Raw genomic sequence first — 13,016 nt, forward strand, 5'->3', positions numbered from 1 at the left:
TGGGTGTTTTTTATTCTAAAAGGCGAGTTTTCACTACTATTCTACCTCCATACACCCTGTAATCGCCCTGAATAAGGAAAAAAGATGAGCTCAATGAGAAGCTACAAAGGTATAAAGCCTGAACTTGGTGAGCGTGTTTACGTTGACCCAACCTCTGTTTTAGTCGGTGATATCCGAATTGGCGATGATTCTAGCATTTGGCCACTGGTAGCAGCGCGAGGTGATGTAAACCACATTCACATTGGTGATCGAACGAATATTCAAGATGGCAGTGTTTTGCATGTCACCCATAAGAACGCCGAAAACCCAAACGGCTACCCATTGATTATTGGTAATGACGTTACGATTGGCCACAAAGTGATGCTGCACGGTTGTGAGATCCACGATCGTGTTTTGGTTGGTATGGGAGCTATTGTTTTAGATGCTGTTGTAATTGAGTCAGAGGTGATGATCGGAGCAGGCAGTTTAGTGCCACCTGGGAAAGTATTAGAAAGTGGCTACTTATATGTTGGAAGCCCAGTAAAACAAGCTCGCCCTCTATCAGAAAAAGAACGAGCTTTCTTGCAAAAGTCTGCCAATAACTATGTGCAGAACAAAAACGACTACTTAAATGAAGTAAAAGACTTGAACTAAAGCCCTGTTAACCGATGATGATATGGCCTTCTTCGTTGAAGGCTTCATCTTCTATTAGCTCTTCAGCCATTTCTTCTAGGTCGAATCGGTAATCAGTAAACACTTTAATTGCCGCTTGCTCAGTTTCAATCAGTGAACCACTGAGCTTTTCTAACTTTTGTTTCGTCACAAAGCACACTATTTGTGCGCCTGATTGTTGCGCCGAAAAGTTTATCGATTGTGATACTTCATCCCATGATTGAATATCTGGGAATAAGATGGATTGATTCATCGCTTATTGACCTTCAAGGTTCTTTCTTAGTTCTCTGAGAATTTGTTTGGCACCAGGACGTAAGCCACGCCAGAGCATAAAGCTTTCCGCAGCCTGCCCAACTAACATTCCAAGACCATCATACGCATGAGCGGCGCCATTATCTTTTGCCCATAAGTTAAAGCTCGTCACCCCTTTGCCATAAATCATGTCATAGCTTGTACTGTTAGCGGCAAAGATGGAGGATGAAATAGTCGGCAGTTCACCACTTAGAGAAGCGGATGTGGAGTTAATGATGACATCATACTCTTCATCAATACTTGCCATCTCTTTGGCGAGGATAGGACCGTGAGAGACAAACAGCTCTGCAAGCTCCTGTGCTTTACTAAAGGTACGGTTGGTAATGGTTAAAGAGGTCGGCTTTTGATCAAGTAGTGGCTTAATAACACCACGAGCGGCACCACCAGCGCCAATAATTAGGATTCGCGCGCCTTCCAATACAACCTGATGCTGAAGCAGATCTTGCACTAAACCTGCACCATCAGTGTTGTCACCGATGATTTCACCATCGTCTAACTTCTTGAGGGTATTTACCGCGCCTGCTAACTGAGCCCGTTCTGTCAATCGACTAGCAAATTGATAAGCATCTTCTTTAAATGGCATAGTGATGTTGCACCCCTTGCCACCTTCAGCAAAAAACACCTTCGCCGCGTCAATAAAACCATCAACAGGTGCACTTTCTGCGGTATACACCAAAGATTGATTAGTTTGACGAGCAAACAAGGTGTGAATGAATGGCGACTTACTGTGTCCGATAGGATTACCAAACACGGCATAGCGATCGATTTGCTGGGTCATTTCCTTACCTTTGTTCCTTACTTAGATATAGAGAAAACAGGGCCACCTGATTACAGATGACCCTATCACTATCTATCTATATAGAAAAGGAGATTCCGTGCTTACCACTCTCGGGCCGTTAGGTATCGCTCGTAAAGTTCAGCTTCTGGCGATCCCGCTTCTGGCTCGTAGCAGTACTCCCAGCGAGCGAGCGGCGGCATTGACATCAGAATCGACTCAGTACGCCCACCACTTTGTAAACCAAATAAGGTGCCACGGTCATACACTAAGTTGAACTCTACGTAACGGCCGCGACGATATAGTTGGAATTCACGCTCACGCTCACCATACTTGATCTCTTTACGACGAGAAACGATCGGCAAGTAAGCCTGGCAATAGCCTTCACCCACTGCTTTGATGTAAGCAAAACACTTATCAAATTCCCACTGGTTTAGATCATCAAAGAACAAACCGCCAACACCGCGAGTTTCATTACGATGTGGTAGGAAGAAGTATTTGTCACACCATGCTTTATGCTCTTGGTAAACATCGTCACCAAATGGCGCACAAAGCAGTTTTGCAGTGTCGTGCCATGATTGGCAATCTTCTTCAAATGGATAGAACGGCGTTAGGTCAAAACCACCACCAAACCACCAAATTGGGTCTTCGCCATCTTTTTCTGCAATAAAGAAGCGGACATTGGCGTGTGAAGTCGGTACGTAAGGGTTTTTAGGGTGAATAACCAAAGAAACACCCATCGCTTCAAAACGACGACCCGCTAGCTCTGGGCGATGCGCTGTCGCAGATGCTGGCATTTCTTTCCCTTCCACATGCGAGAAGTTCACGCCTCCCTGCTCGAAAACAAGGCCATCACGCAAAACACGTGAGCGACCACCGCCACCCAGACGCTCTCCTTTTTCACGTTGCCATGCATCTTCGACAAAGACGGCCTTTCCATCTTCTTGTTCTAACTGCTGACAAATGGAGTCCTGAAGTGACATCAAGAACTGCTTTACGGCGTGCTTATCGATCGCTGACATACGTTATTACCTATTACGTGAAACCTAATGATGGCTGGCTAGCAGGGTTAACCCTGTCTTAATATTTGTGAAGTTTTGGCGTCACGAATCTCGCTGGGTTTATCACGACCGCTGGTCTCGCCACGAAGAATGGCGACCAGCTTATCACCCAACTGTTCTTCGACTTCTTCCGTGGTCATACACGGTGGTAAGCCGGAAAGATTCGCGCTGGTAGAGGTTAACGGCTTTCCGAATGCATTACACATTTTTTGCACCAAAGGATGATCAGTCACACGAACCGCAATTGAATCAAACTGCCCTGAAACCCAGTTGGATACTTTATCGCTCGCTGGCATGATCCAAGTGTATGGGCCTGGCCAAGTGGCATGAACAGTCTGTAATTGTTCTTCAGTCAACTGAGATTCATCAATATAAGGCAAGAGCTGATCGTAACTTGCAGCGATGAGAATCAGCCCTTTTTCTACCGGACGCTGCTTGAGCTCTAATAGCTTTTGAATTGCTTCTGGGTTATCTGGATCACATCCGACACCAAAAACCCCTTCTGTTGGATAGGCAATCACTTCGCCTTGCTTGAGTGCGTTGAGCACTTGTTCAAAGTTATCCACCGATTACTTCCTATTTGTTTGACTGTGTTGTTTTCACTAAGTGTACAAATATTCATTCTCAGACACTAAAGCAATTTTTTTATAAAATGTATCAATAGCGCCAACAACAAGACGCAAACGTTTGCTTGAGATAAAAATCCCCGTATAATGCGCACAAATTTATAGCTCACCTAATTTTTGCAGCTTAAAGGAGTTTGAGATGAAAGTCGGTATCATCATGGGTTCTAAATCCGATTGGCCAACCATGAAACTAGCAGCGGACATGCTAGATCAATTTGGCGTGCCTTACGAAACAAAAGTCGTGTCAGCACACCGAACTCCTCAATTACTGGCTGACTACGCCAGTGGCGCAAAAGAACGCGGCATCAAAGTTATCATCGCAGGCGCAGGTGGTGCAGCCCACCTACCTGGTATGGCGGCGGCGTTTACTAGTTTGCCAGTGCTTGGGGTTCCCGTTCAGTCTCGTGCACTGAAAGGTATGGATTCACTGCTTTCTATTGTACAGATGCCAAAGGGAATTGCGGTTGGTACATTGGCGATTGGCGAAGCGGGCGCAGCAAACGCCGGTATCCTAGCTGCGCAAATCCTAGGCACTCATGATGAAAACATCATGGCGAAGGTAGAAGCATTCCGTAATGAGCAAACGGAAACAGTTCTCGCAAATGCAAACCCTGCAGAGGATTAATCAGATGCATGTACTGGTTCTTGGTGCGGGTCAGTTGGCTCGTATGATGTCTCTGGCTGGTGCGCCACTGAATATTCAAATTTCAGCTTACGATGTCAGCAGCGGTGATGTCGTTCACCCTTTAACTCAACAGGTACTTAGCCATGGCTTGGAAAATGCGATTACGCAAGTTGATGTGATTACTGCCGAGTTCGAGCATATTCCACATGACGTGCTCAAGGTTTGCGAAGCGAGCGGCAAGTTCCTACCAAGTACGCAAGCCATCAAAGCAGGTGGTGATCGCCGTATTGAAAAAGCACTGCTTGATGATGCTGGCGTGCGCAACGCGAAATACTACGTCATTGAAACTCGTGAAGACTTTGAGCGCGCAATTGAACACGTTGGTATGCCAATGGTTCTGAAAAGTGCATTGGGTGGCTACGATGGTAAAGGCCAATGGCGCTTAAAAGAAGCTTCTCAAGTCGACGACATTTGGACTGAGATGGCAGAGTGCATTGCCGCAACACCAACTCAAGCGATTGTTGCTGAGGAATTTGTCCCTTTTAACCGCGAAGTTTCACTGGTTGGTGCTCGCGGTAAAGATGGCAGCGTTGAAGTGTACCCTCTGGCAGAGAACGTCCACACCAATGGTGTATTGAGCCTTTCTACTGCGATTGATGCACCAGAGTTGCAAGAGCAAGCAAAACAGATGTTCACGGCCGTTGCCAACAGCTTGAATTACGTTGGTGTGCTAACGCTGGAGTTCTTCGATGTTGACGGTACTTTGCTAGTCAATGAAATCGCACCACGCGTACACAACTCTGGTCATTGGACTCAACAGGGTGCAGAAACCTGTCAATTTGAGAATCATCTACGCGCCGTGTGCGGCATGCCTTTGGGTAGCACGAAGTTGGTTCGTGAAACCTCGATGATTAATATTCTTGGTGAAGACACACTACCAGAAGCATTGCTAGCGATGGATGGTTGCCACATTCATTGGTACGGCAAAGAAAAACGTGCGGGTCGCAAGATGGGCCACATCAACGTATGTGGTGACTACACTGGCGAACTTAATCGTAAACTTTGTGCATTAGCAGACGTATTGGATGAACAGGCTTTCCCAGCCGTGCACGAGTTTGCGAAACAAGCACAACGCTAAAATCTAGCCCCAAAAACCACAAAGGGTCGCACGATGCGACCCTTTTTAATTCCTTTGATGTATTTACCCTTGTTGAGTGTGCTGGCACTTACGGTTGGCACATTGCAATTTCACACCACTGGCGAGTTTCTTCTCCACCAACAACGTAAAACCACATTCTTCGCATCGCCCCTTGACCGGAGCAAGGTTCACAGCAAATTTGCATTTAGGGTAGTTATCACATGCGTAGAAAGTTTTACCAAAACGCGTCTTACGTTCAACTAAATGACCTTTACCGCATTCAGGGCACGCGTGGTGCTCTTGCGACTGCTTTTCTGGCTCAGGTTGATTAATCGACTCAATATGATGGCACGCCGGATAGTTACTGCAACCAACAAACATGCCATAACGCCCTTGGCGTAATACCAACTCGTTACCACAATCTGGACAAGGAACGCCAAGCTCTTTGACGATGTGTCCATCATTGTTGTGCAGGGCTTTGATGTAATCACAGCTTGGGTAGTGGCTACAGCCAAGAAAGGGACCGTGTTTGCCATGTTTGAGGGTCAACTCGCTGCCACATTTAGGACACGGCTCGTGTTCCAATGAGTGTTCATGGGCAGAGAAAAGGGTGTTGTCGATTTTACTACTCATACTTACCGTTTCGTGAAAAACACACCAAAAGACAAGCTCGCGTTCTTGCTAGCTAAACTCGAACTTGCCTAGATTGGGTTAGTGAAGAATCCCTTGTTCTTTGGTGTACAACAGCTCTTCCATTAGCGTATAAGCGTTTTCATTACCAGGCACATTAAACAGCACCATCAAAATGATCCATTTGAGGTCTTCAAGCTCAAACTCGCTCGTTTCTAGCCCCATCACTCGGTCAATCACCATTTCACGAGTTTCTGTCGTCAATACATTGATTTGCTCAAGGAACAATAAAAAACCTCGGCACTCCAAATCCAAACGCTGTATCTCTTTCGCAGTGTAGATACGAGTCGATGATGACGCGATACAAGCCGAAATCGCAGAAGATGTATCACTTTGCTGCAGCGCTGCGAGCTCTTCTAACCAGACAAGGGCTTTATAGATATCTTTTTGTTGGAAGCCAGCGCGAAGCAATTCTTCTTCCAACTCGTCTTGTTCGACCTGTAACTCTGCATCGCTATGGATGTAGGTTTCGAATAGATACATCAGTATATCCATCATCATAGCTAGCCCCTCCCCTTTCGAATATAGCCACCTGAAACCGCAACGACATGCCCAGAGAGTTCTAACTCTAAGAGCTGCATCATGACTTCTTGGACAGGTATATTGGTCCTGTTTGCAAGAATATCAACCGGTGTAGCTTCACTTCCTACGTTAGCTAACAGCTGAGGAAATGGCAATTCTTCTTCATCATTTAACGTAGAAAATAAATCGGTACTCTGATTAATAGACCAATCAAGCAAGGACTGTATTTCATCTAAGACATCTTTCGTCTTTTCTACGAGGCAAGCGCCATGACGTATCAACTGGTTTCCACCGCAGGCATTGGGGGCATTGATTGACGCTGGCAGCGCAAATACTTCTCGACCTTGCTCAAGCGCGTAACGAGCTGTAATTAACGAGCCGCTCTTTTTCGCCGCCTCGACGACCAGCACACCAAGCGATAATCCACTAATAATACGATTACGACGCGGGAAGTTTTCTGGGCGCGGCTTGGCATTAGGCCGAAACTCAGACACCAAAGCCCCATGTTCAATAACACGTTGCGCTAAACCACGATGACGTGCCGGATAAATATTTTCTAAGCCAGATCCTAGCACCGCAATCGTCTTACCACCCGCTTGCAACGCACCATCATGCGCATGACCATCAATGCCTAAAGCGAGACCACTGGTGACAATAAAATCGTGCTGAACAAACTCTGCAGCAAACTGACGTGCATGCTGTAATCCATCAATACTCGCATTTCGACTGCCAACCATCGCGATTTGTGGCTGAGAAAGACAAGTAGGGTTTCCTTGAACAAAAAGTAGAGGTGGCGGTGCAACGATTTGTTTGAGTTGAGGTGGATAACGCGGGTCAGTCAGTGTCAGGATATGATGGTTTGTAGAAGCCTCAAGCCAGCTTAAACAAGCATCGACTTCTTTATCTGTTGAAGCCCAAGCTTGAATTTGCTTAGTTGTTAACCCAAGTTGTTGTAGCTGTTCAGGAGAGAAGTTTACGATGTTACATGGCGTGTCTCTTGCCAGTAGCTTATTCATTTTGACGCCGCCAATGCCTGGTAAACAACTCAGTTTTAACCAGGCAACGAGATCATCGTTATTTCGTCGATTCATCGATGGTTAATTCGTCCGCCAACGGTGACACCACCGAAATATCTTGGTTAATGGGTTTCGTACTGTTAGTGATCAGTGCCAAGCTAAAGTACTCATAAGGACGAATGACCAGCAACTCACCAACTTTGCTTTGAGGCAAAGTAATTTTCTTATCAAGCACGCCAAACTCTTTCTTGAACTCATCGCCGTCTTTGTAAACTGGGTGCGCGTCTTCTTTTAAATCAAACACACTGCCTTGCTTGAGATTATCTGACGTGCCTTTATCAATCACCACGACTTGGTTAGTTGAACTAAAGCGAATACCTTCGATATTACCTAGCAACTTTGCAGAACTGCCTTGTGGCGACGGCAGCGGATAGAACGTAGTCGTGAAGTCAGTATTCTCAACCGATTGATTTGGCAACGCGATATCGTTACGTAGGATTTCTTGCATTTGCGATGTAAGCTTCAAACCTGAATAATCACTCGAAGCTTCAACGAGCTCGCCTTTGGCAATCAAACGCAGCGCGGTAATCTCTTCGGACACATCGTCACGCGAAAAGGTAGCTACTGGTCGGTAAATAGCCCAACCTGTCGCGGTCTGATTGCCATTGATATACAGCACATCTTCTGCAGTCAGATACTTACTGCCTTTGCTGCTACCCATCACTTTTGCTGCTCTGTTCAACGAATCTTTATCTAGCAACCGATCCGATTTGAGGTAAGGCATCACCAAACCTTCCGCGACCGTTGGTACGGCTTTCTTTTCTGTGATGCGAGCTTTCGGGCTCAGCTTCTTAACCGGTTTTAGGCTCAACACGGGCTGACCGTTAATCCACACCAAAGACAGCTTGTCTCCGGGATAAATTAAATGAGGGTTATCGATTTCTGGGTTTACTTGCCATAAACGAGGCCACAACCACGGGCTATCCAAGTACATGGCCGAAATATCCCATAGCGTATCGCCCTTCACAACTACATATGTTTGTGGCGCATCATCTTTAACAGTCAGTGGGTTCGCATCCACATTTGCTACAGCGTTGAAAGAGAAAAGTAACGGCAACGTAACACTGGCAACGTTGCGGAAAATTCGATTCATGACCCTCGTCCTTGATCTATTAAGCAGGAACCAGAATGGAAATTGGTGCAAGGATGCTGTCATTTAGGCTATAAAATGTCTAGAATTGAGACAACAAGGTTTGTGCTGTTTCGGCACAGTTCAATATTTCGAGTGAATATGTCTGTATTACAAGTATTAACATTCCCGGATGATCGCCTGCGCACAGTCGCAAAGCCTGTTGAAGCGGTGACACCTGAGATTCAAAAAATCGTCGATGACATGATTGAAACCATGTACGACGAAGAAGGTATTGGCCTTGCTGCAACGCAGGTTGATATCCACAAACGTATCGTAGTGATTGATATTTCAGAAACTCGCGATGAGCCGATGGTGCTTATCAACCCTGAGATTCTGGAAAAGCGTGGTGAAGACGGCATCGAAGAAGGCTGTCTATCGGTACCAGGTGCTCGCGCACTTGTGCCTCGCGCTGCTGAAGTTACGGTTAAAGCCCTAGATCGCGACGGCAAAGAATACACATTTGACGCTGACGATCTGCTAGCAATCTGCGTTCAACACGAACTAGACCACCTAATGGGTAAACTGTTCGTTGATTACCTATCGCCACTTAAGCGTAAGCGTATTCAAGACAAGCTAGCGAAAATCAAACGCTTTAACGAGAAACAGCAAAACGCTTAATCTCGATACAATTTAATTAGAAGGAAGCCTACCTTGAGTCAGTCTTTACGTATTGTCTTTGCAGGTACTCCGGATTTCGCCGCCCGTCACTTGGCGGCGTTGTTGTCTTCGGAGCACGAAGTAATTGCGGTATACACTCAACCAGACCGCCCAGCAGGTCGTGGTAAGAAGCTTACTGCCAGCCCAGTGAAAACCATCGCGCTTGAGCACGATATTCCGGTATACCAGCCAGAAAACTTCAAATCAGATGAAGCCAAGCAAGAGCTTGCTGATCTGAACGCCGACATCATGGTGGTTGTGGCTTACGGTCTATTGCTTCCACAAGTCGTGCTAGATACGCCTAAACTGGGCTGTATTAACGTGCACGGTTCGATTCTTCCTCGCTGGCGTGGTGCAGCTCCTATCCAACGCTCAATTTGGGCTGGTGATGCAGAAACAGGTGTAACCATCATGCAGATGGACATTGGCTTGGATACAGGTGACATGCTGAAAATCGCAACATTGCCGATTGAAGCAAGTGACACCAGCGCATCTATGTACGAAAAACTTGCAGGCTTAGGCCCTGATGCTCTGATTGACTGCCTAGCAGACATCGCAACAGGTAAAGCTGAGCCAGTAAAGCAAGATGACGAGCTTGCAAACTACGCGAAGAAGCTAAGCAAAGAAGAAGCACGCATTAATTGGAATGACGACGCGGCACACATTGAGCGTTGCGTTCGCGCATTCAACCCATGGCCAATGAGCCACTTTGAAGCGGCTGAAAACAGCATCAAAGTATGGCAAAGCCGTGTGGCAGAACAAAGCAGTGGCAAGCCAGCGGGCACGATTGTGCAAGCAGATAAAACCGGTATTTATGTTGCGACAGGCAATGGCACACTGGTACTGGAACAACTGCAAGTTCCGGGTAAAAAAGCCATGTCAGTTCAAGATATTTTGAACTCACGTGCATCTTGGTTTGAAGTTGGCACCCAACTGGTTTAAAAAGCCAGACAATAGTGTCAAAGACCAATAATACGAACTTTTAGAGGGCAGAGATGCCCTCCTTTACTTTAAGGTACTCATCATGAATGTTCGCGCTGCGGCTGCCAACGTCTTGTATCTTGTCGTCGACAAGGGCCACTCACTTTCAAGCGCTCTTCCAGCGGCTCAACAAAACGTACGACCACGTGACCACGCTCTTCTACAAGAGATCTGTTACGGCGCTCTACGTTACCTCCCTCGCCTAGAAATGATTGCAAACCAATTGATGGATAAGCCGTTAAAAGGCAAACAACGCGTTTTCCATCACCTTATTTTGGTTGGCATTTATCAACTAAGCTTCATGCGTATTCCTGCGCACGCTGCAGTCGGTGAAACGGTTGAAGGTACTAAAGAGCTGAAAGGCCCTCGTCTGCGCGGTCTTATCAACGCGGTATTGCGTAACTACCAGCGCAACCAAGAAGAGCTAGACCAAATGGCGGTCAGCAACAATTCGGGCAAGTACGGCCACCCAAGCTGGTTACTTAAACTGCTGCAAGAAGCTTACCCAGAGCAGTGGGAAAGCATTGTTGAAACCAACAACCAAAAAGCGCCAATGTGGCTGCGTGTAAACCACCAGCACCATACTCGTGATGAATACCTAACGCTACTCAAAAATGAAAACATTGATAGCACGCCACACACAGAAGCAATGGACGCCATAAAATTGGCCGCACCATGTGACGTGATGAAGCTACCTGGTTTTGAAAAAGGTTGGGTTTCGGTCCAAGATGCGGCGGCGCAGCTCTCGATCAACTATCTAAAACCACAAGACGGCGAACTGATTTTAGATTGCTGTGCAGCGCCAGGTGGCAAGACGGCGCACATTCTAGAGCGCACGTCAGGCAGTGAAGTGGTCGCGATTGACTGCGACGACACACGCTTGAAACGTGTGCATGAAAACCTGAAGCGTCTCAACCTTCAGGCAAAAGTGGTTTGCGGTGATGCGCGTAATCCACAAGAATGGTGGCAAGGCGAGCAATTTGATCGCATTTTGCTGGATGCCCCATGTTCTGCGACTGGCGTGATTCGTCGTCACCCAGACATCAAATGGCTACGTCGTGCAGACGACATCACCGCATTAGCAGAGCTGCAAAGTGAAATTTTTGATGCCATGTGGACGCAACTGAAGCCCGGCGGCACCATGGTTTACGCGACTTGTTCAATCACACCGCAAGAAAACGTGGAGCAAGTAAAAGCGTTTTTAGCACGTACCGCGGATGCGCAACTGCTGGATTCTGATCCCGACCAGCCTGGTCGTCAAATTCTACCAGGCGAAGAAGATATGGATGGTTTCTACTACGCAGTGCTAACTAAAACACACGCGTAACAGCATGCTAAATAGGGCGATTGAAGTGATTTCAATCGCCTTTTTCAGATACGAGAAAAGAGTATGAAGATCATTATTCTTGGTGCAGGTCAGGTTGGCGGCACACTGGCAGAAAACCTAGTGGGTGAAAACAACGACATCACCATCGTCGACAATAATGCCGACCGACTGCGTGAATTGCAGGACAAATACGACCTGCGTGTGGTCAATGGCCATGCGAGCCACCCAGACGTGCTGCATGAAGCTGGCGCGCAAGACGCCGATATGCTCGTCGCAGTAACCAACACTGATGAAACCAACATGGCTGCCTGTCAGGTCGCGTTCACTCTATTCAATACCCCAAACCGCGTTGCACGTATTCGCTCTCCAGAATACTTGGCAGAAAAAGAAGCCCTGTTTAAATCTGGCGCTATTCCTGTTGATCACCTTATCGCACCAGAAGAACTCGTCACGAGCTACATCGAACGTCTGATCCAATACCCAGGCGCGCTGCAAGTGGTGAGCTTTGCTGAACAGAAAGTCAGCCTAGTGGCGGTGAAAGCCTACTATGGTGGCCCGCTGGTGGGTAATGCGCTGTCTGCTTTGCGTGAGCACATGCCGCACATCGATACCCGTGTGGCGGCTATTTTCCGCCAGGGTCGCCCGATTCGCCCACAAGGCACCACGATTATTGAAGCCGACGATGAAGTGTTCTTCGTTGCAGCAAGTAATCATATTCGCTCAGTGATGAGTGAGCTTCAGCGTCTAGAAAAACCGTACCGCCGCATCATGATTGTTGGCGGGGGTAACATCGGCGCAAGCTTGGCTAAACGCCTAGAGCAAACTTACAGCGTGAAGCTGATTGAGCGTAACTACCAGCGTGCAGAAAAGCTCTCTGAGCAACTAGAAAACACCATCGTGTTCTGCGGTGATGCGGCAGACCAAGAGCTTCTCTCGGAAGAGAACATCGACCAAGTCGACGTCTTCATCGCGCTGACCAACGAAGATGAAACCAACATCATGTCTGCAATGTTGGCAAAACGCATGGGCGCTAAAAAAGTGATGGTGCTGATCCAACGTGGCGCTTATGTAGACCTGGTACAAGGCGGCGTAATTGATGTAGCAATCTCACCTCAGCAAGCCACTATTTCAGCCTTGCTAACGCACGTTCGTCGCGCTGATATCGTAAACGTGTCCTCACTTCGCCGCGGCGCTGCGGAAGCGATTGAAGCCGTCGCTCACGGTGATGAAAGTACATCTAAAGTGGTTGGACGTGCGATTGGAGATATAAAACTTCCACCTGGGACCACCATTGGTGCTATCGTTCGTGGCGAAGAAGTTCTTATTGCCCACGACCGTACGGTCATCGAGCAGGATGACCATGTGGTGATGTTCCTGGTCAACAAAAAATACGTATCAGACGTCGAAGCGCTATTCCAGCCGAGTCCATTCTTCCTCTAGGAT

General features: G+C 47.2%; 15 protein-coding genes. 7 read left to right on the forward strand and 8 right to left on the reverse strand.

Annotated features, from left to right (window positions below; translation table 11 throughout):
• Nucleotides 1-84 precede the first annotated feature (84 nt).
• Nucleotides 85-633 (forward strand): gamma carbonic anhydrase family protein, encoded by a 549-nt coding sequence (locus tag R7Z77_RS12320; protein ID WP_005379096.1) that lies wholly within the window; start codon nucleotides 85-87, stop codon nucleotides 631-633.
• A 7-nt stretch (nucleotides 634-640) separates the two neighbouring features.
• Here R7Z77_RS12320 and R7Z77_RS12325 read toward each other — a convergent pair whose 3' ends face one another.
• From R7Z77_RS12325 to R7Z77_RS12340, 4 genes are all read right to left on the reverse strand, one after another.
• Nucleotides 641-904 carry a DUF1488 domain-containing protein gene (locus tag R7Z77_RS12325; protein ID WP_064354420.1) on the reverse strand — a complete coding sequence of 88 codons (264 nt, stop codon included), beginning with the start codon at nucleotides 902-904 and terminating at the stop codon, nucleotides 641-643.
• A gap of 3 nt (nucleotides 905-907) precedes the next feature.
• Nucleotides 908-1,741, reverse strand: coding sequence for a shikimate dehydrogenase (gene aroE, locus R7Z77_RS12330; protein WP_033906569.1), 834 nt, complete (start codon nucleotides 1,739-1,741; stop codon nucleotides 908-910).
• A 101-nt stretch (nucleotides 1,742-1,842) separates the two neighbouring features.
• Nucleotides 1,843-2,760 carry an oxygen-dependent coproporphyrinogen oxidase gene (gene hemF, locus R7Z77_RS12335; RefSeq protein WP_054579451.1) on the reverse strand — a complete coding sequence of 306 codons (918 nt, stop codon included), beginning with the start codon at nucleotides 2,758-2,760 and terminating at the stop codon, nucleotides 1,843-1,845.
• Nucleotides 2,761-2,807: 47 nt separating this feature from the next.
• The gene (locus R7Z77_RS12340; protein WP_005379084.1) at nucleotides 2,808-3,365 is read right to left on the reverse strand and encodes an L-threonylcarbamoyladenylate synthase; all 558 of its coding nucleotides are present in this window, start codon (nucleotides 3,363-3,365) and stop codon (nucleotides 2,808-2,810) included.
• Between the two features lie 199 nt (nucleotides 3,366-3,564).
• Here R7Z77_RS12340 and purE point away from each other — a divergent pair, with 199 nt between their 5' ends.
• Both purE and R7Z77_RS12350 read left to right on the forward strand, forming a co-directional pair.
• On the forward strand, nucleotides 3,565-4,050 hold the full coding sequence (gene purE, locus R7Z77_RS12345) for a 5-(carboxyamino)imidazole ribonucleotide mutase (protein ID WP_064354421.1): 486 nt from the start codon (nucleotides 3,565-3,567) through the stop codon (nucleotides 4,048-4,050).
• A 4-nt stretch (nucleotides 4,051-4,054) separates the two neighbouring features.
• A complete protein-coding gene (locus R7Z77_RS12350) occupies nucleotides 4,055-5,188 on the forward strand; it encodes a 5-(carboxyamino)imidazole ribonucleotide synthase (RefSeq protein WP_213967860.1) in 1,134 nt (377 codons plus the stop codon).
• Between the two features lie 63 nt (nucleotides 5,189-5,251).
• Here the strand turns inward: R7Z77_RS12350 and R7Z77_RS12355 are convergent, their stop codons facing one another.
• The 4 genes from R7Z77_RS12355 to R7Z77_RS12370 all read right to left on the reverse strand — a co-directional run bounded on the left by R7Z77_RS12355 (nucleotide 5,252) and on the right by R7Z77_RS12370 (nucleotide 8,569).
• The gene (locus R7Z77_RS12355) at nucleotides 5,252-5,821 is read right to left on the reverse strand and encodes a type I DNA topoisomerase (protein ID WP_213967861.1); all 570 of its coding nucleotides are present in this window, start codon (nucleotides 5,819-5,821) and stop codon (nucleotides 5,252-5,254) included.
• Nucleotides 5,822-5,899: 78 nt separating this feature from the next.
• Entirely contained in the window at nucleotides 5,900-6,379 is a 480-nt protein-coding gene (locus R7Z77_RS12360) for a DUF494 family protein (protein ID WP_031823674.1), read from the reverse strand.
• 2 nt (nucleotides 6,380-6,381) lie between these two features.
• The gene (gene dprA / locus R7Z77_RS12365; RefSeq protein ID WP_149192458.1) at nucleotides 6,382-7,491 is read right to left on the reverse strand and encodes a DNA-processing protein DprA; all 1,110 of its coding nucleotides are present in this window, start codon (nucleotides 7,489-7,491) and stop codon (nucleotides 6,382-6,384) included.
• A complete protein-coding gene (locus R7Z77_RS12370; protein ID WP_017821578.1) occupies nucleotides 7,475-8,569 on the reverse strand; it encodes a LysM peptidoglycan-binding domain-containing protein in 1,095 nt (364 codons plus the stop codon). Before R7Z77_RS12370 ends, dprA begins: the two co-directional genes overlap by 17 nt.
• Before the next feature lie 138 nt (nucleotides 8,570-8,707).
• On the opposite strand from R7Z77_RS12370, the gene def reads away from it, so the two are divergent.
• The 4 genes from def (at nucleotide 8,708) to trkA (ending at nucleotide 13,013) form a co-directional block, all read left to right on the forward strand.
• Nucleotides 8,708-9,226 (forward strand): peptide deformylase, encoded by a 519-nt coding sequence (gene def / locus R7Z77_RS12375; RefSeq protein WP_064354423.1) that lies wholly within the window; start codon nucleotides 8,708-8,710, stop codon nucleotides 9,224-9,226.
• 33 nt (nucleotides 9,227-9,259) lie between these two features.
• Entirely contained in the window at nucleotides 9,260-10,207 is a 948-nt protein-coding gene (gene fmt / locus R7Z77_RS12380; protein ID WP_064354424.1) for a methionyl-tRNA formyltransferase, read from the forward strand.
• Between the two features lie 82 nt (nucleotides 10,208-10,289).
• Nucleotides 10,290-11,573, forward strand: coding sequence for a 16S rRNA (cytosine(967)-C(5))-methyltransferase RsmB (rsmB, locus tag R7Z77_RS12385; protein WP_064354425.1), 1,284 nt, complete (start codon nucleotides 10,290-10,292; stop codon nucleotides 11,571-11,573).
• Between the two features lie 63 nt (nucleotides 11,574-11,636).
• Nucleotides 11,637-13,013, forward strand: a complete 1,377-nt coding sequence (gene trkA / locus R7Z77_RS12390) for a Trk system potassium transporter TrkA (RefSeq protein ID WP_005379062.1) — start codon at nucleotides 11,637-11,639, stop codon at nucleotides 13,011-13,013.
• Nucleotides 13,014-13,016 lie beyond the last annotated feature (3 nt).

The sequence above is a fragment of the Vibrio sp. 1401 genome (assembly GCF_033340295.1).

What these genes read in the sequence shown, in the direction of transcription:
- R7Z77_RS12320 (WP_005379096.1), top strand. Translation starts at nt 85, where the DNA reads ATGAGCTCAATGAGAAGCTACAAAGGTATAAAGCCTGAACTTGGTGAG.
- R7Z77_RS12325 (WP_064354420.1), bottom strand. Translation starts at nt 904, where the DNA reads ATGAATCAATCCATCTTATTCCCAGATATTCAATCATGGGATGAAGTA.
- aroE (WP_033906569.1), bottom strand. Translation starts at nt 1,741, where the DNA reads ATGACCCAGCAAATCGATCGCTATGCCGTGTTTGGTAATCCTATCGGA.
- hemF (WP_054579451.1), bottom strand. Translation starts at nt 2,760, where the DNA reads ATGTCAGCGATCGATAAGCACGCCGTAAAGCAGTTCTTGATGTCACTT.
- purE (WP_064354421.1), top strand. Translation starts at nt 3,565, where the DNA reads ATGAAAGTCGGTATCATCATGGGTTCTAAATCCGATTGGCCAACCATG.
- R7Z77_RS12350 (WP_213967860.1), top strand. Translation starts at nt 4,055, where the DNA reads ATGCATGTACTGGTTCTTGGTGCGGGTCAGTTGGCTCGTATGATGTCT.
- R7Z77_RS12355 (WP_213967861.1), bottom strand. Translation starts at nt 5,821, where the DNA reads ATGAGTAGTAAAATCGACAACACCCTTTTCTCTGCCCATGAACACTCA.
- R7Z77_RS12360 (WP_031823674.1), bottom strand. Translation starts at nt 6,379, where the DNA reads ATGATGATGGATATACTGATGTATCTATTCGAAACCTACATCCATAGC.
- dprA (WP_149192458.1), bottom strand. Translation starts at nt 7,491, where the DNA reads ATGAATCGACGAAATAACGATGATCTCGTTGCCTGGTTAAAACTGAGT.
- R7Z77_RS12370 (WP_017821578.1), bottom strand. Translation starts at nt 8,569, where the DNA reads ATGAATCGAATTTTCCGCAACGTTGCCAGTGTTACGTTGCCGTTACTT.
- def (WP_064354423.1), top strand. Translation starts at nt 8,708, where the DNA reads ATGTCTGTATTACAAGTATTAACATTCCCGGATGATCGCCTGCGCACA.
- rsmB (WP_064354425.1), top strand. Translation starts at nt 10,290, where the DNA reads ATGAATGTTCGCGCTGCGGCTGCCAACGTCTTGTATCTTGTCGTCGAC.
- trkA (WP_005379062.1), top strand. Translation starts at nt 11,637, where the DNA reads ATGAAGATCATTATTCTTGGTGCAGGTCAGGTTGGCGGCACACTGGCA.